The following is a 19,429-nucleotide window of genomic DNA, read 5'->3' on the forward strand; positions in this document are numbered from 1 at the left end:
TATGATGAGTTTTTATTAACAGCAATATTCTTGATTGTGTTCAATTATTTACAGATGCTGTGGCGCCCCTTCTTAACGGAGCCGTTGATTTACGAATAATCAATTTTGGCTCAAGAAGCAAATGTTCTTTATGAATCGCTGGATATTTCATTTCTCTAACCAGCAAATCCACTACGTTTACAGCCATTTCTTTTGTCGGCTGTGCTACCGTTGTCAACATGGGCGTGATAGTAGTAGAAAGAACCGTATTATCAAAGCCAATCACTGATAAGTCTTGCGGCACATCAATTTTGAATTCTTTTGCAGCTTGCATAACGCCGATAGCCAATAAATCGTTACAAGCAAAAATAGCCGTCACTTTCTCCTTCATTGAAAAAATCCGCTTAGCACTTTCATATCCTTTTTGAATACTTGCTTCAGTCGTAATAACGTGCTCAGGCGGCACGATGATTCCGTTTTCTTGCATAGCGTCTCGAAAAGCATCTAAACGAGCGTGATTACTTTTTGCATTTTCTGTAATAATTGCAATTTTTTCATGATGTAAAGACAGCAAATAATCAGTCGCCAAATAGCTCCCTTTGTAGTCATCCACTGTCACTGTATTAACGGATATATGAGGAATTTCTGAAGCAATAACGCTAATCGGTATATCTTGCTTAAGCATATTTTTTAAAAGATTAGCATTGCGAAAAGCAGATGCTACAATTAAACCATCGATTCTTTGACGAATTAACAGCGATAGATACTTCTTCTCTTTTTCCGCATCGTTATCGGTATTGCACATTACCACATGGAAACCTTGCTCATGACTTCGGTCTTCTATGCTTCTCGCCAAGTCGGCAAAAAAAGGGTTGGAGATGTCGGGTACGAGAAGCCCAATCGTTTTAGTGGGTTTTCCTGTTAAAGCAGATGCTACGACGCTTGGATGATAATTCAACTGCGCCATAACCTCAATTACTTTTTGTCTTGTTCTTTCACTAATATGACCGGTTTGATTGATAACTTTTGATACGGTAGAAATTGATACACCTGCTTCTTCAGCCACACTATAAATGGTTGGCTTCATTTCCCCTCCTCCTTTCACTTGATAAGCATATAAAAGGCATCAAGTCTTTTACATTCGAAATTAAAGACCGCTTTTTTCTTTAATAAAATTTCTCGCTTTTAGCGCATATTCAAAAGGATTAGCAAGGGCTGGATCCTGTTCTGCTTCTACGACAAACCATCCGTTATAATCCGAAGCGGCAAGCGTAGTAAATATTTCATCAAATTCAATAGCTCCGTCACCTGGAACAGTAAAGGCTCCTTCTTTTACCGCTTGCAAGAAGCTTAGGTCTTGTTCTTTGACTCGATCAACTACGTCTTGACGAATATCCTTTAAATGAACATGCTTAATACGGTGCAGATATTTTTTTAAGATATAAAGAGGTTCTTCTCCTGAAAAGACAAGATGACCGGTATCAAATAGCAGCGAAACAAGCTCCGGATTGGTAAGCTCCATTAGCTGCTCAATTTCTTCTGTTGTTTGTACGCCCGTTCCCATATGGTGATGATAGACAATATGCATATCTTTTTCTTGTGCCAGTTTCCCAAGATGGTGCAGGCCTTCTGCAAGTCTGCTCCACTTTGTTGGCGTGAACACAGGCTTTTCTTTAAATAAAGGAACATCCATCAGCCCCTGAATGCTGTGCCCTTGTTCAGACACAACAATTACTTTTGCTCCCATTTCGTATAAAAAATTACGATGTTCAATAAATGGCGTTACCGTTTCTTCCAGCGGCTTTGTTGTTAAAAATGTACTAAACCAGGCACTTGCAATTTCCAAATTCCGAAGCGATAATGCCTTTTTTAAGATTGAAACATTTCGCGGATATTTGTTTCCGACCTCACTTCCTCTAAAACCGGTTAAAGCCATCTCACTGATACACTGCTCGAATGTATTTTCAGCTCCCAGTTCAGGCATATCATCATTTGTCCAAGCAATTGGAGCAATCCCCAGTTTGACCGTATTTTCCTTGAACATCTCTTCCTCTCCCTTATATGAAATTAAAACCTCTTTTATATTTATCGAATGTTTCTCTTCAACAACCTCATTTTCTCCTGCTCCTTAATAAACTCTTGCCATTTCAAGGTTTTTCACCTTATCTTCATAAGCTTCCTGTACATGCTGATTTTTAGATACCTCTGCTACTCCTACATGCCACCATGATTCATAACCGTTCGTCATAGTTTTTGGCAGCACTTTAATATCAATTAGCGTAGAAACCTCTTGTTTTTGTGCATCTTCTATCGCCGATTTTAATTCTTCAAGAGAACTTACGCGATACGTTTTTACACCGTAGCCTGCGGCGCTGGCTGCAAAATCAATTTTCATCACGTTTCCGTTTAGTTTTCCTGTTTCATCGTTTCGATAACGAAACTCTGTGCCAAAGCTCCCCATACCGTTTGACATTTGAAGGTTATTAATGCACCCGAAGCCGGAGTTATCAAACAGTAAAATGTTTATCTTTTTTCTTTCTTGAAGGCTTGTAATAAGCTCTGAATGAAGCATTTGATAGCTTCCATCTCCAACCATCGCATATACTTCTTTAGCTGGTTCTGCCAGCTTAACTCCAAGTGCGCCTGATACTTCATATCCCATACATGAATATCCATATTCCATATGATAGGTATTAGGTTTAGTAGACTTCCACATTCTCTGTAAGTCTCCTGGGAGACTTCCTGCTGCACCAACAATGACGGAGTTGTCATCAAGGAGCTTATTCACCTCTCCAATTACTTCTGTTTGCGTTAATTGAGTACCAAGTGATTCTACATATTCAGCTAAGCTTTCATCTAAATGACCTTGTATTTCCGGAACAAAATCTGCACCAGTAAAACGTATGCTATGCAGACGCTCTAATTCTGTACCCCATGCGTCTTTAGCACTTGCAATTTCTGTTGTATAAACAGACTGATAGCCAATTGATTTTAGCTCTTTCATAAGAGCAAGCAACCCTTCTTTTGCATCAGCTACAAGTTTCACAGCATCAAGTTTATTTGCATGAAATTCAGACGTGTTAATGGTAAGGAATTGCACGTCGGGATGTTGAAAAAGCTGTTTAGATGCTGTTGTAAAATCAGTAAATCGAGTGCCTACTCCAATTACTAAATCTGCTTCTTTAGCGATTGTATTAGCAGCTGAGTTCCCTGTAACACCTATACCGCCCAGATTATAGCGATAGTTACTTTCAACGGCACTTTTCCCTGCTTGAGTTTCTCCAAATGGAATATGGAACTCACTAGCAAATTGTTTTAACTCTTTTGCAGCTTCTGAATACCGAACGCCTCCTCCACAAATGATGATTGGCTTTTTCTTTGTTTTCATTAAGTGAATCGCATCTGATAGACTGTCCTTAGTCGGAAGACGGCGCTCAATGCGGTGAACGCGCTTTTGGAAGAAATAAGCTGGAAAGTCCCATGCTTCTCCCTGTACATCTTGAGGCAAACAAATAGTTACAGCTCCCGTATCTGCAGGATTCGTTAACACACGCATTGCATTAATCATAGCTGTCATCAATTGTTCAGGGCGGCTTACGCGATCCCAGTACTTACTCACCGGTCGGAAAGCATCGTTTGTAGAAATAGATAAATCATATGACTGTTCAATTTGCTGCAAAACGGGATCCGGCTGTCTAGTTGCAAATACATCACCAGGAAGCAGCAAAACCGGAATATTATTAGCTGAAGCAGTAGCTGCCGTTGTAACCATATTTGCTGAACCTGGCCCCACTGAAGATGTGCAAGCCATAATCTGCTTTCGATGTTTTTGTTTTGAAAAAGCCATCGCTGCATTGGCCATTCCTTGTTCATTACGTCCTTGATATACATCTAGATTTCCTGGGTCTTCTTCCAAAGCTTGCCCAAGACCTACCACATTTCCGTGCCCGAAAATTGTAAAAATCCCTTTAATAAACTGATGCTGCTTTCCATCAAATTCAACATACTGCTGATTTAAAAACTTCACTAATGCTTGTGCCGTCGTCATTCTAACTGTTTCCATACTTCTTTCTCCCTTCTAATACTAGATTGCGATTTTAAAAAAGGAAGCATAAGGAATATCTTTAATTCCTGATACTTCCTTTTAAAATGAAATGCGATTTTTAATGAATTACTTACCAGCGCGTTGTTACCATTTTCTTTCTTGTATAAAACTCCACGCCGTCCGTACCATTTGCATGAAGATCACCGTAAAAAGAATCTTTCCAGCCAGAGAATGGGAAGAATGCCATAGGTGCCGGTACTCCTACATTTACTCCTAACATACCAGATTCAATATTTTCACGAAACTCACGTACGCTTGCGCCGCTATCTGTATAAATACAAGCACCGTTTGCAAATCGAGAGTTATTAGCTACTTCAATAGCTTCTTCTAATGTTTTCACACGTACGATGGACAGCACAGGTGCAAAAATTTCATCTTGCCAAATTTTCATTTCTTGCGTAACATGATCAAAAATCGTGGGTCCTACAAAGTATCCGTTGCCATTTACTGCTGCATCAGTACGACCGTCACGAATTAGCTCTGCTCCTTCTTGCACGCCTGATTCAATATAGCTGAGCGTACGCTCTTTATGATTTTCACGAATGACTGGTCCTAAGAAGACGTTTTCTTCTAAGCCGTCGCCAATTACAATATCATTTGCTTCCTCTACTAATCTTTCAATTAGCTGATCCGCAATTTCTTCTTGTACAGTAACAACAGATGCTGCCATACAACGTTCTCCTGCTGAACCAAAAGCGGCTCCGATAATTTGTTTTGTTGCTACGTTCAAATCTGCATCATTTAATACAATTGAATGGTTTTTAGCACCGGCTAAAGCTTGAACACGCTTTAAGTTTTCCGTACCTTTTTTGTACACGTACTCAGCTACAGGCTGGGAACCTACAAACGAAATAGCTTTCACTAATTTATGTTCAAGAAGACCGTTTACCACATCATGCGCGCCGTTTACAATGTTTAATACACCTTTTGGCAAACCAGCTTCTTCAAACAGCTCAGCTAATCTTGCAGCTAACAGCGGCGTACGCTCAGAAGGCTTTAACACAAATGTATTGCCGCAAGCGATCGCAAGCGGGAACATCCAGCAAGGAACCATCATTGGAAAATTGAACGGTGTAATTCCTCCAATGACGCCAATTGGATAGCGGTACATGCCAGACTCAATATCTGTTGCAATATCAGGAAGCTGTTTACCCATCATTAATGTAGGAGCACCTGCCGCAAATTCTACGCATTCAATTCCACGCTGCACTTCACCTCGCGCTTCGTTAAAGCTTTTTCCGTTTTCAACTGTCACTAACTTTGCTAATTCATCCCAGTTATCTACTAATAGCTGCTGATACTTGAACAAAATTCGTGCACGTTTAGGCACGGCTGTTTTTGCCCACCCTTTGAACGCTTCATTTGCTGCTTGCACCGCTTGATCTACGTCTTCTTTTGTAGAAAGAGGCACCTGTGCGATTAATTCACCTGTCGCTGGGTTATACACAGGTTCCGTTTTTGATGTAGCTGATTCAATCCATTGTCCACCAATATAGTTTTTCACTGTTTTTACTGCTGTCTGTGTCATAGAATATCTCTCCCTTTATCTAATTTTAATAAGCTGCTATTCCTTTAATCTCTCAAGCAATCTCTCAAGATTTTCCCTTTGTTTATTAAGCTTCCTGCAAAACTTCCGTTGCTGTCTCCATAAAGTTGAAGAGCTCAACGCTTGTCGGCATAGCATCTGAACAGCTGTGTTTTGAAATGACAATCGAAGCGGAGGCACCGCCCAATCGCATTGCCTGTCGAATTTCCAGCCCTTGCATCAATCCGTAAATAAAGGCTGAAGCATAGGAATCACCAGCGCCAAACGTTTTCAGAACTTTTGTTTTAAATATTCCTCCGCGGTGAGAATTACAATCTCTTGTATAGGCAATAGACCCTTCTCCACCGTGCTTAATCACGACGATTTGAGCATGGTGAGAAAACCAGCGCTCTGCTGTTACTTGATCATTAGATTCTTTATAATTTAAAAGGTTTTCCATCATGTCAAACTCTTCTCGCGTACCAATAATTACATCTGATTTTTCAGCAGCTAAATTAAAATAGACTGCCGTTTCAGCTTCGGACTCCCATGTATATGGACGATAATCGATATCAAAAAACACTACAACTTCATGCTTGCGTGCGTGTTCTAGTGCTAAAAACACTGCTTCACGAGAAGGACTTTGCGCAAGAGCCGTTCCAGATATTAAAAGAGCCTTTGACTTCTTAATATATTCTTCTGATACTTCTGTAGGATCTAGTTTTAAATCCGCTACATTATCACGATACATTAAGATACTGCAATCTGTAGGACTTTTGATTTCCGTAAAAGCTAGCCCTGTTACGGCCCCAGTTTTATCAATAACAATGCTATCTGTATTAATCTTATTTTTTTGCAGATAATCCGTAATGAAGCGTCCCATTTGATCATCTGATACTTTTCCGATAAAGCCTGTTCTTAAGCCTAGCCTTGCTGCTCCAATCGCAATATTAGCCGGAGAGCCTCCTACATATTTAGTAAATGTTTTAGTCTCTTCCATTGGACGCTGTGTTTCATTTGCATTTAAATCAATACATAAGCGGCCAATAGCGATAAAATCTAAATCACGATTTTCTTTAAAAACAAGCGGATTCATCTTTATTCCTCCTTAGTTAAGCGCTTTCCTAAAAGGGTAGAAAGACCCATTTCTTTCATCCCCACGTTTACCGTCATTAATTCACTGCGTATTTTTTATGTTCAATCTTTACTGGCTGCCCGGATAGTAAAGATTCTTTTGCTGCTTTAGCAATTCGTTCTGCTTGTAATCCATCGTTCCCTGTACAAATAACGCTTTGTTTTTCCATAATTGCTCTTGCAAACTGTGTCACTTCCGCTATGTACGCTTGTGTATAGCGCTCAAGAAAGAAATACAGCGGCTTCTCTTTGACTACACTTTCGCCTGTTGATATTTCTACTGTAGTAGGACGGCAATTGTCAGCAGCAGCTGCACCTTTTTCACCAAAAACTTCAAGGCGCTGATCGTAACCGTAGACAGCTTGACGACTGTTATCAATTACACCTAAAGCTCCATTTGCAAATTTTAATGACACAATTGCCGTATCTATATCCCCTGCTTCTTCAATAGCAGGATCGATGAGCGTCGTGCCGTAAGCCGATACTTCAATTACTTCACTGTCCATTACATAACGAGCCATATCAAAATCATGAATCATCATATCCATGAACAATCCTCCTGAAGCGCGAACGTATTCCGGACTCGGAGGCTGAGGATCTCTGGAGGTGATTTTTAAAATGTGCGGCTGTCCTACTTCTCCTTGCTGTACAAGATCATGCACTTTTTTAAAGTTGGGATCAAAGCGTCGGTTAAAGCCAACTTGAAGCTGCACGCCGTATTCTTTTACTACTTCTAACGCTTGGATTGTTTCTTCTACTGAAAAACTAACGGGCTTTTCACAGAAAATATGCTTTTTCGCTCGAGCTGCTTCTTTAATAATCGATGCGTGCGTATTCGTTGGCGAACAAATAAAAACGGCATCAATTTCTGGATCAGCTAATAAATCTTGATAATTTGTTGTTAACGTCGAAATTTCTTTACTTGCAGCCCATTCATGTAAATGGTCTACTACCACATCTGAAACCGCTTTAATTTTTATTTGCGGCATTAATTTTAAATTATCAACGTGTAATTTCCCTATGCGTCCAGCACCAATTATTCCAATTGTAAGAATCCCCATCTTATTTTCCCCTTTAATTAAAAGTTAAGAAAACATTCGCTCAAACCTCTATATAGGTTAAGCGCTTTCCTGATTCCAATTATACATAACGTTTTCTGAAATGCAAACAGTTTTTATAGATTATTTAGAATATTTGTTTTTAAACAATCTAAATGCATACTATAAAAAACTATTTTTATTTTTTATCTATTTATCGATGAAACATAAAGAAATTCTCTATATTTAAGTATTTTTATCATGAATTCAGTGATTATTGCCTTACATACTAATATTTTTATGATTAAAATAATTTAATTGAAAATTATATATATTTAAAATTTTAATTGACGTTCAAAAAATGTAAGCGTATACTTTTATCAAATAGATTAAGCGCTTAACCAAATTAGTTTGATGTTTTACACAAAATAATCGATCTGGTGGTGTGGAAAATGAATGAATTTATTTCCAGAAAAACGGCTTTAGACAGGATTGGGATCCCTTCTCATTTAACGTGGGGATACATAGGTATTATTGTTTTTATGATTGGCGATGGTTTAGAACAAGGATGGTTATCTCCTTATCTTGTAGAACGAGGTTTAACCATTGAACATGCTGCTTTACTGTTTACTGTTTACGGCATTACGGTCTCCGTTTCTTCCTGGTTCTCCGGCGTACTGGTTCAGCTGTGGGGTCCTAGGAAAGCAATGGCATTCGGCTTGATATCCTTTATTATTGGTTCAATTGGATTTATAGGTTTAGGACTTCATATTATGAATTACACAATTATACTAATTTGTTATGCCCTTAGAGGATTTGGTTACCCTTTATTTGCTTACTCATTCTTGGTCTGGGTGTCTTACCGCACGCCCCAGGAAATGCTTTCAAAAGCAGTAGGCTGGTTTTGGTTTGTCTTCCAGCTTGGATTAAGCGTAATCGGAGCCTTTTACTCAAGTTATATGGTTCCAAAAATTGGCGAAATCGCTACCTTGTGGAGTGGTTTACTTTTTGTTTTGATCGGTGGAATCTTTTCTATTATTATGAATAAAGACAAGTTTACCGTACAAAAAGTAAACGATAATAAAACAAAAGAATTAATGAAAGGGATTACAATTGCATTTGAGAACCCTAAAGTAGGGATCGGAGGCATCGTAAAGATTATTAACTCTGCTGCTCAATTTGGATTTGTTGTTTTCTTGCCAACATATATGATGAAACATGATTTTACGATGAGTGAATGGCTGCAAATCTGGGGTACATTGTTTTTTGTGAATATGGCTTTTAATATTATTTTTGGTATTGTTGGAGATAAGTTTGGCTGGGTAAATACAATCAAATGGTTTGGCGGAGTTGGATGCGGAATTGTAACACTTGCTCTCTACTATGTACCGCAATTCGTCGGACATAATTATTGGGTGATGATGATTGTCGCATGCTGTTACGGTGCAACACTAGCAGGATATGTTCCTCTTACAGCGTTAGTGCCTTCTCTAGCTCCAGAGAATAAAGGAGCTGCAATGTCTGTGTTGAACTTAGGATCTGGACTTTCTGCTTTTGTAGGTCCTTTAATTGTGACCGTTTTTATTGGTCTTTTGGGCACGGGCGGCGTAATTTGGATCTTTGCTTGCTTATACTTCTTTGGTGCTTTTCTAACTGGTTTCCTTACGATTCCAACAGAGACAACTATTAAAGGCGAAACAATAAACGAAGTTAAAAGTCCGGTCTCTCTATAAATATGCTTAAGCAGAAAAAGCTGCAGGTATCTCAACACCTGCAGCTTTTTTACCTTGTCTATTTTATAACTTTTTTACCGACGCACGTTCTACTAGTTCGGGAATAATCGTTACTCGCTGTTTCGCATGCTCTTCTTTTTTCATAGACTTTAACAGCTGTTCAAACGTACTAGTAGCCATCTGAGAAATGGGTTGTTCAATCGTTGTCAAACCGGGCTCAGCAATATCGGCATAAATCGTATTATCAAATCCAATTACCGACAGATCTCCCGGGATCGAAAGCCCCTGCTTTCTTGCCTCGTTTATGAGTGATACCCCAATTAGATCTGTACATGCAAAGACTGCTGTTGGCCTATTAGGCAAGGAAAGCAGCTGTTTACTTGCTCTCCTGCTATCTTCTACTGTTGAATAACAGCTGATAATGGATTGATTTTCTAGTGATATATTTGCTTCTGTGAGCGCTTGTTTAAATCCCTCTAATCGTCCCTCACTGCTTTTTCTATCTTTTTCAGTCATAATCGTTACCGATTGATGACCTTTTTCTATTAAATACGCACCTGCGATATATCCTCCGCGAACGTTATCAATTGTCACTACATGCGTTGAGATAGAAGGATGGTCAACTGAAAACAATACAAGCGGTACATCATGCTTCACGATCTTCTTTACGAGCTTCGTATCATTTAGTTCGGTTGCGATAATGATTCCATCTACTTGTTTTTTAAATAAAAGATCTATATATTCATGCTCACGCGCAGTTTGATGATCTGTACTGCATAAAAAAAGCGTGTATCCCGCTGCTCTAGCACTATTTTCAAAAGCTCTTGCTACCTCTGCAAAAAAAGGATTCGAGATATCAGGAACTAGAACACCGATCGTGTACGTCTTTTTTCCTGTTAACGCCGCTGCAACACTGCTAGGCTGATAATCTAATTCCATCATTACTTCATTCACTTTTTTTATCGTTTTTTCACTAATACGGCCTGTTTGATTGATTACTTTGGATACAGTGGCTATTGATACCCCTGCTTTTTTCGCAACATCGTAAATGGTTGGTTTCACTTTCACTGTTCCTTTCTTCGTGATCTCTTTCCTTATTTTATCACGAAAGTATTCAATCGTTTATTTTAGATACAATCTTTCGTTTTAAAAGAGAAATAAAAAAGCTGTTCAATGTGCAACAGCTTTTTTTAAAATGATTAATTTTTCAACGATTGTTTGCTCATCCATTTCATTATGCTTGTTGTGCTTCCGTTTATTTTAGCGTTGGGTTCATTATTATACAGATATATCCAAGATGAATGTCCATTATACTGATAGGGCGAACCATCATTGTTTTTATACAAGCCTGTGGTGTCATGGACATCCTCAAATAGTGATAAATAAACATTATTTGCATGGCTTTTCACCAAACGTTCATAAGTTGGAAGAGTGTTAATTGTTGGCGGAAGGACTGTATCATTCTTGGCGGCTACGAACCAAATAGGTGTTTCTTTCATCTTTTCAATATCTTGATTCGTAATTAATCTATCATTTAGTCCTTCACATACTGGGAATGCTGCTGCAAAGTATTTTGGATAATCACGAATCATAAGCATAGTCATATATCCGCCGTTAGATGCTCCTCCGATATAGATTCTATTGGGATCAATATCAGGGTTTTTAGAAACATATTCTTCAATTAAGGTCATCAGTGATTCTTTATAAATAGAAGTTCCATCCGCTTTGCCCGTATAACCATCCATCCATTTTGTTGGCGCTTGCGGTACTAAAACGTAGGCACCTTCAAAATAATCCTGAGTTTCTTTTTTGATAAAACTAACAGCTTTATTGGCAGATAAGGGAATTGTTGCATCTGTTCCTCCCTCTCCTCCACCATGTAGCCAAATGATTAATGGATTCTTTTTCTTATCCTTTGCCGGCGCATGACTTGCGTATGCTAATTCTATATTTTGATATATACCTTTTTTAATTGTAAAATCATCTACGAGTTCTTTTTTCTCTCCCACAAACTGTTTCACTACAAGCCCTGACAACTTTCCTTTATTTGTTATTATATCTTTTTGCTGAGTAATGGTATATTGACTGTCTATCCATGCATTTAACCCTGTACCATATTCATCATAATTTAGTGGTGCTCCTAATAAAACAGCTGGTCCAACTTCCATTTCTAAAACTGCATATTTTCCAGTATGTACGGCTGGTTGTCCATCTTTATCGGATACATAGGCTTTTTTTACTGTACGATCTCCTTGTTCCAATAAAGACGGTTCTAATCGACTATCACTTCGAGCCACATGCACCTTAAACGTTTCTTTTGTAAGTGAATTGGTTGGAACAGGTTCACCTAAGTCAATAATAATTTTTGTGATCGCCGCTCCCCAGTCATAAATCTCTGTCACGGTACGATAGGATGTAGCTTTTTCGTGCGTCTGCTTCGCCATCGCTGCTTTCTCATAAGAGAGTACAATACCAATTGCTAAACTCAATGTAATAGCCAATAGTACAGACTTTTTTAACCTTTGATACATAGCAAATCTCCTCCTTTTAAATAGAATAGGAATATTAAAATTCTTCTTCTATCTTAATTGTTTTGTAATCGCTTACTTACTTGTGTTCTATTTTACTTGTCTCCTCTCTCTTTCTACATATAATTATTTTCCGTTACCTAGCGGAAACTTTTGGTTCTTTATTCCAATAAGCATATTTTATAAGTCCTTGAAAAAATTTTTTTATTTTATGTATAAAAACTATCTATTAATCAAATCATAATCTTAACCTTATAAAAGGAGTTGATTATGATGGCAAACAGCAGAAATAAGAGCAGCAACGAATTAGCAGTACACGGTGCTCAACAAGCAATCGATCAAATGAAATATGAGATCGCTAGCGAATTTGGCGTAACTCTTGGTCCTGACACAACTGCACGCGCAAACGGCTCAGTAGGCGGCGAAATCACAAAACGTCTTGTGCAAATGGCTGAACAGCAACTTGGCGGCGGACGTTTCTAAATCACTATCATAAGCAATACGGCTGGAGGAAGAGCGAATGACCGTTCTTCCTTTTCCCATTTTTACATAATCTCTTATCGCGTTTCTTCTCCTCTATATGTATCTAAAACAAAACCTCTCCATAACGTTTACGTTCCGTTATATAAGGTTCTCTTTCTCTCACAATAGATTGTTTATGATAAAACATAAAAAGAAGTCCCTTTTATAGGAACTTCTTTCATCTCACTCTATAAATGTGCAAGCTCTTTAGATATCTTTTCGGTCTTTGCTTTTAGCTGCTCTTGCTGACCTTCTAAGTCAGCAAGAACAGCTAACACTTCCGTATTCTCTGGTTCTTCTTCATACTGTTTTAACGCAGCAACAAGAGACTGTGAAACTTTGATGAGCTTCTGATTAACTTCTTGCTGCTGTTTTAAATAGTCAAGTTCATATTCCGTTTTTTCTAGATTTCTCATCGGTCCCCTTCCTTTCGTTAACTAGCTTTTATTTAAGAACGCAGTCTTTTATTATCGCATTTGGTTACTTCAACATTACCTTATTTTATTTTCGTGATTGCCGTATAACATTTTTTCATTCATTGGGTCAGCTGATTTTTCAGCAGGTGTCACTGTTTGTCCTAGAGCTGAATTGTGTTTATCATGCTCAACTGCGTCTACCATCAGCAAAACTTTTCCTTTTTTAAGATCAGATACATATGAGGAAGCTTCTGCAGCAGGTACACCATATTCGGTTAATTGATTTTCGATTCGATTAACATCTTGATCCATTTTTTCTTCAGACGGCGTAAAAGCATTTTTTATTTTCTCCATAAAGGATTGATGGTGCTTTGAGTGTTGATCTGTATCAACTGTTTGCACATCAATTCCTGCAGAATGCTCAATCGCTTCTGTATTTTCATGACGCAGACCACTGTTTGTCAAGATAGAAAGTGCACTGTCCGGATATCCCTGTGTTTTTAAATTTCGAATCGCTGTAATAACCGCTGCCTCTGAATCATACGTACCTACTACATTTTTTGTCATTTTCTATTCCTCCTAGGTATTATCATTTTTTAGCTTGTTATAGTATTAATACCCTTGGATTTTTTGGTAAAACTTTTTAATTTTATCTCTAACTCTCCTTACAAGGAGAAACCAATAAAATAACAGACCTGAATCTAAAAATTCAAGTCTGTTTTATGATATCAATGATTTGTATTATAAAATTGGTGACAGTAAGCGAGATACCGCTTCTTTAAATTTTATAAGAAGAGAGCGCTCTTTATATCGTTCAAACGTTAATTTTGAACTGTATTGCACATCTTCAAGAAACAGGTTCTGCAACTTTTTGGCAATAGGCTGGTCATATACAACTGCATTCACTTCAAAATTAAGGCTGAAACTCCGTGGATCAATATTCGTCGTGCCTACAGAAGACACTTCATTATCTACTACAATCGTTTTAGCATGCAAAAAGCCTTTTTCATAGAGATAAATATGTGCACCATACGTCAGCAGTTCGCCTACGTGAGACCACGTAGCCCAATAAACAAAAGGATGATCGGGTTTGTTTGGAATCATAATATGAATCTCTACTCCAGATAATAAAGCAATTTTACAAGCATCCATAAAGCTTGCGTCTGGAATAAAGTAAGGCGTTTGAAGGTACACACTTTCTTTGGCCGACATAATCAATGAGATATACATGTTTTTTAGATGCTGAGTAGTCGAGTTTGGCCCGCTTGCTACAATTTGTATAGGAACCGTTCCAAAATGAGTTTCTGTACGATGCAAAAATTGTTCCAGTTCAATTGGCTGCTTTGTTGCTTGATGCCAATCTAAAATGAATCTCCCTTGAATATCGTTCACTGACTCTCCTTTAATGCGAAAATGAGTGTCTCTCCAATAACCCATTTTTGGATCTAACCCTAAATATTCATCTCCTACGTTAAATCCTCCTATGTATGCTACTTCACCATCAATGATACAAAGCTTTCGATGATTTCGATTGTTAATCCGAAAATTAATTAAGCGAAGAATTGAAGGAAAAAACGCCTGTGCTTCGCCGCCATATGAAATAAGCTCCTTAAAAAATGATGGAGTCATTTTTCTAGATCCTACTTCATCATAAAGAACACGAACCTTTATGCCTTCTTTTGCTTTTTTTGTTAGCTCATCTCTTAATTTTTTCCCAAGATTATCTCGTTGAATAATATAATATTGAATATTAATTTCTTTTTTAGCATTTCGAATATCCTCAAACAATGCATCAAATTTCTGATTACCATCACTAAAGATATCAATTTCATTGTCGGTACGCACGAGTGACTTAGAAGAATTTAAATTAGTGAACAGCAGTTTATTATGTTGAATCAATAAATCATTTCGATATTCATGGGTAGCTTTAAGTTCTTTTAATTGTTCATCTACTGAAGATCTTAAATATTCCCGCTCATCAGATGATAACTTATAAAAGTTCTTCTGTTTTAGCTGTCTTCCAAAGAATAGATATACAATAAAGCCGACAATCGGTATAAAAAATAAAATAAGAAGCCATGCCCATGTAGATCCTATATCTCTTCGTTCGATGAAAATAAGAATACCGGCTAATAAAATATTAACAGCTGTTACAACAGATACACTTAGTGTAAAGATATGGGCAAATTCCATCCTATTACTCCTTTCTTTCTACTGCATTGCCTTATTAACTCATTTCCGTTTTTAACGTTTTCATTCACTTTACTATACATAACACAGATCGCTTCCTTTTTCATCTTTAGGATCCAAATTTTATTGTTTTTTTATTTTTTGCCACACTAAAAATGTAAAATATTCGCTTTTATTGTGTATTAAAAACAAGGGGGAAATAATTTGTTTTTTTCTTTTATTTTTCTTAGCCTCATCAATGTATTTATCAGTATTAGCCTGGGGTATACGGCTTATCAATTGTTTAGAAAAGCATTTATTGGAGGTATTCTTACGTGTATCCTTGCTTGCAGCGCTCCTATCATGTTTGTATGGCCTTCCTTGTTTCTATCAACGGGCATATCACTTTTTCTCTACTTTCTCATTATTTACTCAAAAAAGCACATATCATCTAATATATAAATAAAAAACACGGAAATCTAAGATTTCCATGTTTTTTATCTACCAGCTGTATACGTAATAATCTTGCACGTGATATGAATTGAAACCGCATGTTTCGTAGAGTTGCAAAGCGCGTTTGTTTTTCGCTTCAACCTCAAGAAATATATCATATCCTAGCCGAAGCTGCTTTAAAACAACTTGTTTTAAAGCAGCTTTTCCTATTCCCAATTTTTGATAAGAAGGTAAAATACCAAATCCATAAATCCATGCTTCGCTTTTATTATAGGATACCCTTAACTTTCCAACCGCTTGACTATTGTACTCTACGATAAAATGATTTTGCTGTTCTTCCGTTTTCGTTTGTTCATAATAAGCAGCTGCTTCTGTTAAAGACATACCAAAGCATTCCACATCAACTTGCATTTCCATTTTCATATCGGTATCTGATTGGGAAGAGCGAAGTGTAACAAAGGGAGTATCATTTTCCAATTCTTTTTTTGTCCACTTCATTTGATATTCTGAAAAAGTAAATGAACATGGGATTTGCTTTAAGAACTCCCTGCCTGAAACCGAGTCGCCAGGAGCATTTAATAAAATCTCTGTATACCCACGCTTCTTACATATATGTAAAGCTTGAGAAAACAGCTTTGAAAAAATCCTTTTTCGGCGATAGCTAGGAGCGACCATTCCGCATATTTCTACTGTATTCCCAAACCCATAAAGACCAATAAACCCAACAAGCTGATTATCTTCATAATGAAAAAAATCGTTAACTTCATTTTGTTTTCGACTTCGTAACATATCAAAATTCAGCTTCAGCTCTATGTGCTCTTCTTGTTCGCAAATAGACTGTAGCTTTTGTATATCTTCTAACACATGTTGTTCTAACATAAAACGCCCCCTGCATTCTTCTTTTTATTATAAGTTCGGCTTTATTTAACTTTTTCCTTTCATCTTTAGCGCAACAGTCGAATAATTATAGGGTAAAAGCAAGATCAAAAAGCATATAGAGTAATCAAACTAAATAGGCGGGGTGCTTATGAAAAAGACCATTTTGATAAGTTTTATTGCACTAGTTGCTTTAACCATTATTTATTGCCTGCAGAAAGAATTTATTTTCGCTTTAGCTTTGTGGAGCATTTATGGAACAGTATTATCTGTTTTTGTATATTTTTCTTTTTACAAATCAACGGAAGATCGTGAGGAGGAGTAACAATAAAGCTATTAAAAGGTCCGTGAAATAAACTTTTTTACAGACCTTTTATAAATTTACAACTGGGATATATGTTGATAACAATTTAGAAACAAGTAACCCTTATTCTTAGTGTTATAGAAAAGTTATTACCTATTTCACTAAGGAGTTGGATATTTATATGAAGACAATTACAAAATCTATATCGGTTTTAGCATTAGCAGCGGGCTTTACTTTTTCATCTCTATCTGGAATACTGCCATCCACTCACGAGCAAACAGCAAGTGCAGCAGAAAAAATAAACGCACCGTTCAGCGTATATGAAGTGACCGCAAACGTACTCAATATACGTGCAAAACCTAGCACTCAGGGAAAGATTCTTGATACATTAAGAAAAAAAGATCAAATCGAAGTAGTCAAGTTTGTAAATGCAGACTGGGCCGCCATTAAAATAATTGGCGGCACCGGATATATCAGTACTTCCTATTTAATGAAAGTCCCTACTACTGTTCATACAGCTGCTAACCTTAATTTACGTACAGGATCTAGCACAAGCAACAAAGTTGTAACAACTATTCCTAAAGGAAAAAGCGTCAGCTTCTTAGCTTGGGGCTACTCAAAAGATAACAAGCTTTCATTTGATTGGGCTTTTGTAGAATACAACGGCTTTAAAGGATATGTAAGCACTTCGTACTTACAGTCACCTACTTATAGATAAAAACAGATAACTCCCTTGAATTATTTCAAGGGAGCTTATTTATGGACACCGTATTAATAGTGCCCTGCCCATGAAGCACCGATGATAATTAGTAAAATAAATAGCACAACGATTAACGCAAAGCTACTTCCGTGACCTGCTCCGTATCCGTACCCATAACCATAACCTCCGTAAAAACTCATTTTCTTTCACCTCCTTTTTTGTAGAATATGTGAAGGAAAATGAAAACGAACATGAGTATTCTTTATCACAAAATTCATTATAATTTATAAACGTTAACTCTTTTACTAGTAAGGCATAGGATATAGCATCCCGTGGTTCATCTCTACATCTTTCCCTCGTTCCCCCTTTTAAAGTAAGGGTATATTCGAGCAATACAAAAAAGAAGAGTTTATATAACTCTTCTTTTTTATTGAACTGGATTATCAACTTGCATGTAGTCATTATAATATTCTTCTAACGTAATTCCTTTCTTAGACACTTTAGAGGCGAGTTCTTTCCCGACAAATCGTATATGCCACGGCTCATATTTATAACCTGTAATCTGCTGCTTTCCTTCTGGATAGCGAACAATGTATCCGTATTTATATGAATTTGCTTCAATCCATTTGGCTTCAGGAGTATCTTTAAAACAATCTTGAGCTGCACACTTACCGGTGCTGCTTGATACATCTATACTTAAACCAGTCTGATGTTCACTGCTGCCTGGATGAGCGCTGTAATGATTAGCTGCCGCTTCTCCATCTTGTTTTATATACGCTTGATAAAGAGATTCTTGACGGCTTTGAGAACGATAGGCAGAAACACCGGCTAGGTAAATTCCTTCTCGTTCAGCAGCTGAAAACATCCTTTCTAACGCTTTTGCTGCTTCTGTACGCATTTGGCGCTTTTCAATTTTTTCTTTAAATATAAACCGAACGTCTGGGTATACAAGGTCAGTGGGTTCATAGTGATCAGGAAGAAGATTTTGTTTATTTACTAACACAGCAATGGATTCTGGGTTCCCTACAATTTCTATACTATTCTGCTTCTGTTTAGAAGAAGATAAAGGATTATGATCAGACGTATTCAAATGATCGTCGTGCTGAAATAATCCCTGATAGCCTAGATACGAGAATCCTGCAATAACACCCAGCACTATTAGTAAAGCCATTTTTTTATAAAGTTTCATATTTCTATACTCCTGACATATTTTCAGCTTTTTAGGACACTCAAACATTGTATATAAATCAAGAAATAATTACTAATATAACAAACTAATTCCTACTATAAATTTTAGTATGCCCGGACCTAATTTTTTCAAACGTTCATTTTAAGCATAAAAAAAAGAGATGTCTCCTAAAAGACATCTCTCTTTACTTCTATTCTATAAGACTAGTATTAGTCGATAACTGTAATTTTAACTGATCTTCTGCCCCAGTCTTGTGCAGCACTATCTGAAGAAACGAATACATCAATTCGATTTCCTTTAATTGCGCCACCTGTATCTGCTGCTACAGCTTGACCATAACCTTCAACGTATACTTTTGAACCTAATGGAATAACGCTAGGATCAACCGCAATTACTCGTTGATTTGGATTTGATTTTAAATTTACTCCAGTAGCTGTTGTACCACTGCATCCAGCACAGTTAGCTGTATAAGCTGTTGCTTCAACAGTCATAGACTTGCCGCTAGCTTGCTGTTGAGACTGCTGTTGCTGCTGTTGAGCTGCTTGTTGCTGTTGCTGAGCTGCTTGTTCTTTTTGTGCTTGCTCTTGTGCTGCCTGTGCTTGTGCTGCTGCTTGAGCTTGCTCTTGTTCTTTTTGTGCTTGCTCTTGTGCTGCCTGTGCTTGTGCTGTTGCTTGAGCTTGCTCTTGTTCTTTTTGTGCTTGCTCTTGTGCTGCCTGTGCTTGTGCTGCTGCTTGAGCTTGCTCTTGTTCTTTTTGTGCT

Annotated in this window: 19 protein-coding genes; 4 read left to right on the forward strand and 15 right to left on the reverse strand. The window is 37.5% G+C overall.

Translation table 11 applies throughout. From position 1 onward, the window contains the following. Positions 1-40: 40 nt before the first annotated feature. The 6 genes from SB717_RS22955 to iolG form a co-directional block, all read right to left on the reverse strand. A complete protein-coding gene (locus SB717_RS22955) occupies positions 41-1,066 on the reverse strand; it encodes a LacI family DNA-binding transcriptional regulator (RefSeq protein ID WP_410904799.1) in 1,026 nt (341 codons plus the stop codon). Between the two features lie 60 nt (positions 1,067-1,126). Next, positions 1,127-2,023 (reverse strand): myo-inosose-2 dehydratase, encoded by an 897-nt coding sequence (gene iolE, locus SB717_RS22960; RefSeq protein WP_074682896.1) that lies wholly within the window; start codon positions 2,021-2,023, stop codon positions 1,127-1,129. Between the two features lie 84 nt (positions 2,024-2,107). Continuing rightward, positions 2,108-4,042, reverse strand: coding sequence for a 3D-(3,5/4)-trihydroxycyclohexane-1,2-dione acylhydrolase (decyclizing) (gene iolD / locus SB717_RS22965; protein WP_410904800.1), 1,935 nt, complete (start codon positions 4,040-4,042; stop codon positions 2,108-2,110). Positions 4,043-4,154: 112 nt separating this feature from the next. Further along, a complete protein-coding gene (locus SB717_RS22970; protein WP_074682894.1) occupies positions 4,155-5,612 on the reverse strand; it encodes a CoA-acylating methylmalonate-semialdehyde dehydrogenase in 1,458 nt (485 codons plus the stop codon). A gap of 85 nt (positions 5,613-5,697) precedes the next feature. Next, positions 5,698-6,705, reverse strand: coding sequence for a 5-dehydro-2-deoxygluconokinase (gene iolC / locus SB717_RS22975; protein WP_410904801.1), 1,008 nt, complete (start codon positions 6,703-6,705; stop codon positions 5,698-5,700). A gap of 76 nt (positions 6,706-6,781) precedes the next feature. Beyond that, entirely contained in the window at positions 6,782-7,804 is a 1,023-nt protein-coding gene (gene iolG / locus SB717_RS22980; protein WP_410904802.1) for an inositol 2-dehydrogenase, read from the reverse strand. Between the two features lie 428 nt (positions 7,805-8,232). On the opposite strand from iolG, the gene SB717_RS22985 reads away from it, so the two are divergent. Beyond that, positions 8,233-9,513 (forward strand): MFS transporter, encoded by a 1,281-nt coding sequence (locus SB717_RS22985; protein WP_013055219.1) that lies wholly within the window; start codon positions 8,233-8,235, stop codon positions 9,511-9,513. A gap of 63 nt (positions 9,514-9,576) precedes the next feature. On the opposite strand, the gene SB717_RS22990 is transcribed toward SB717_RS22985, so the two are convergent. Further along, the gene (locus SB717_RS22990; protein ID WP_074682891.1) at positions 9,577-10,575 is read right to left on the reverse strand and encodes a LacI family DNA-binding transcriptional regulator; all 999 of its coding nucleotides are present in this window, start codon (positions 10,573-10,575) and stop codon (positions 9,577-9,579) included. Positions 10,576-10,712: 137 nt separating this feature from the next. Then, a complete protein-coding gene (locus SB717_RS22995; protein WP_410904803.1) occupies positions 10,713-12,044 on the reverse strand; it encodes a prolyl oligopeptidase family serine peptidase in 1,332 nt (443 codons plus the stop codon). A gap of 270 nt (positions 12,045-12,314) precedes the next feature. On the opposite strand from SB717_RS22995, the gene SB717_RS23000 reads away from it, so the two are divergent. Next, positions 12,315-12,524 carry an alpha/beta-type small acid-soluble spore protein gene (locus SB717_RS23000; protein ID WP_016762907.1) on the forward strand — a complete coding sequence of 70 codons (210 nt, stop codon included), beginning with the start codon at positions 12,315-12,317 and terminating at the stop codon, positions 12,522-12,524. Between the two features lie 227 nt (positions 12,525-12,751). On the opposite strand, the gene SB717_RS23005 is transcribed toward SB717_RS23000, so the two are convergent. The 4 genes from SB717_RS23005 to SB717_RS23020 all read right to left on the reverse strand — a co-directional run bounded on the left by SB717_RS23005 (position 12,752) and on the right by SB717_RS23020 (position 16,480). Further along, the gene (locus SB717_RS23005) at positions 12,752-12,979 is read right to left on the reverse strand and encodes a hypothetical protein (RefSeq protein WP_182007113.1); all 228 of its coding nucleotides are present in this window, start codon (positions 12,977-12,979) and stop codon (positions 12,752-12,754) included. A 75-nt stretch (positions 12,980-13,054) separates the two neighbouring features. Beyond that, complete coding sequence (locus tag SB717_RS23010; protein WP_410904804.1) at positions 13,055-13,546, reverse strand: general stress protein; 492 nt, start codon at positions 13,544-13,546, stop codon at positions 13,055-13,057. A gap of 174 nt (positions 13,547-13,720) precedes the next feature. Then, the gene (cls, locus tag SB717_RS23015; protein ID WP_410904805.1) at positions 13,721-15,172 is read right to left on the reverse strand and encodes a cardiolipin synthase; all 1,452 of its coding nucleotides are present in this window, start codon (positions 15,170-15,172) and stop codon (positions 13,721-13,723) included. Between the two features lie 477 nt (positions 15,173-15,649). Continuing rightward, positions 15,650-16,480 carry a GNAT family N-acetyltransferase gene (locus tag SB717_RS23020; RefSeq protein WP_410904806.1) on the reverse strand — a complete coding sequence of 277 codons (831 nt, stop codon included), beginning with the start codon at positions 16,478-16,480 and terminating at the stop codon, positions 15,650-15,652. A 148-nt stretch (positions 16,481-16,628) separates the two neighbouring features. Between SB717_RS23020 and SB717_RS23025 the strand changes: the two genes are divergently transcribed. After that, complete coding sequence (locus SB717_RS23025) at positions 16,629-16,802, forward strand: hypothetical protein (RefSeq protein WP_013081589.1); 174 nt, start codon at positions 16,629-16,631, stop codon at positions 16,800-16,802. 160 nt (positions 16,803-16,962) lie between these two features. Continuing rightward, a complete protein-coding gene (locus tag SB717_RS23030) occupies positions 16,963-17,499 on the forward strand; it encodes an SH3 domain-containing protein (RefSeq protein ID WP_410904807.1) in 537 nt (178 codons plus the stop codon). 53 nt (positions 17,500-17,552) lie between these two features. Here the strand turns inward: SB717_RS23030 and SB717_RS23035 are convergent, their stop codons facing one another. The 3 genes from SB717_RS23035 to SB717_RS23045 all read right to left on the reverse strand — a co-directional run. Further along, positions 17,553-17,681 (reverse strand): YjcZ family sporulation protein, encoded by a 129-nt coding sequence (locus SB717_RS23035; RefSeq protein WP_013055210.1) that lies wholly within the window; start codon positions 17,679-17,681, stop codon positions 17,553-17,555. A gap of 227 nt (positions 17,682-17,908) precedes the next feature. After that, positions 17,909-18,670 (reverse strand): M15 family metallopeptidase, encoded by a 762-nt coding sequence (locus tag SB717_RS23040; RefSeq protein ID WP_013055209.1) that lies wholly within the window; start codon positions 18,668-18,670, stop codon positions 17,909-17,911. Positions 18,671-18,879: 209 nt separating this feature from the next. Next, positions 18,880-19,429 (reverse strand): 3D domain-containing protein (locus tag SB717_RS23045; RefSeq protein ID WP_410904808.1); only part of this gene is annotated, 550 nt, incomplete at its 5' end.

Origin of the sequence: Priestia sp. SIMBA_032 (genome assembly GCF_046535215.1) — a bacterium.
In the GTDB taxonomy this organism is placed as follows: domain Bacteria; phylum Bacillota; class Bacilli; order Bacillales; family Bacillaceae_H; genus Priestia; species Priestia aryabhattai.

Excerpts from the sequence above, each read along its gene's own strand:
- SB717_RS22970 (WP_074682894.1), bottom strand. The coding sequence starts at position 5,612 with ATGACACAGACAGCAGTAAAAACAGTGAAAAACTATATTGGTGGACAA.
- SB717_RS23025 (WP_013081589.1), top strand. The coding sequence starts at position 16,629 with ATGAAAAAGACCATTTTGATAAGTTTTATTGCACTAGTTGCTTTAACC.
- SB717_RS23035 (WP_013055210.1), bottom strand. The coding sequence starts at position 17,681 with ATGAGTTTTTACGGAGGTTATGGTTATGGGTACGGATACGGAGCAGGT.
- SB717_RS23040 (WP_013055209.1), bottom strand. The coding sequence starts at position 18,670 with ATGAAACTTTATAAAAAAATGGCTTTACTAATAGTGCTGGGTGTTATT.
- iolC (WP_410904801.1), bottom strand. The coding sequence starts at position 6,705 with ATGAATCCGCTTGTTTTTAAAGAAAATCGTGATTTAGATTTTATCGCT.
- SB717_RS23020 (WP_410904806.1), bottom strand. The coding sequence starts at position 16,480 with ATGTTAGAACAACATGTGTTAGAAGATATACAAAAGCTACAGTCTATT.
- SB717_RS22985 (WP_013055219.1), top strand. The coding sequence starts at position 8,233 with ATGAATGAATTTATTTCCAGAAAAACGGCTTTAGACAGGATTGGGATC.
- SB717_RS23010 (WP_410904804.1), bottom strand. The coding sequence starts at position 13,546 with ATGACAAAAAATGTAGTAGGTACGTATGATTCAGAGGCAGCGGTTATT.
- iolD (WP_410904800.1), bottom strand. The coding sequence starts at position 4,042 with ATGGAAACAGTTAGAATGACGACGGCACAAGCATTAGTGAAGTTTTTA.
- iolG (WP_410904802.1), bottom strand. The coding sequence starts at position 7,804 with ATGGGGATTCTTACAATTGGAATAATTGGTGCTGGACGCATAGGGAAA.
- SB717_RS22955 (WP_410904799.1), bottom strand. The coding sequence starts at position 1,066 with ATGAAGCCAACCATTTATAGTGTGGCTGAAGAAGCAGGTGTATCAATT.
- cls (WP_410904805.1), bottom strand. The coding sequence starts at position 15,172 with ATGGAATTTGCCCATATCTTTACACTAAGTGTATCTGTTGTAACAGCT.
- iolE (WP_074682896.1), bottom strand. The coding sequence starts at position 2,023 with ATGTTCAAGGAAAATACGGTCAAACTGGGGATTGCTCCAATTGCTTGG.
- SB717_RS23000 (WP_016762907.1), top strand. The coding sequence starts at position 12,315 with ATGGCAAACAGCAGAAATAAGAGCAGCAACGAATTAGCAGTACACGGT.
- SB717_RS23005 (WP_182007113.1), bottom strand. The coding sequence starts at position 12,979 with ATGAGAAATCTAGAAAAAACGGAATATGAACTTGACTATTTAAAACAG.
- SB717_RS23030 (WP_410904807.1), top strand. The coding sequence starts at position 16,963 with ATGAAGACAATTACAAAATCTATATCGGTTTTAGCATTAGCAGCGGGC.
- SB717_RS22995 (WP_410904803.1), bottom strand. The coding sequence starts at position 12,044 with ATGTATCAAAGGTTAAAAAAGTCTGTACTATTGGCTATTACATTGAGT.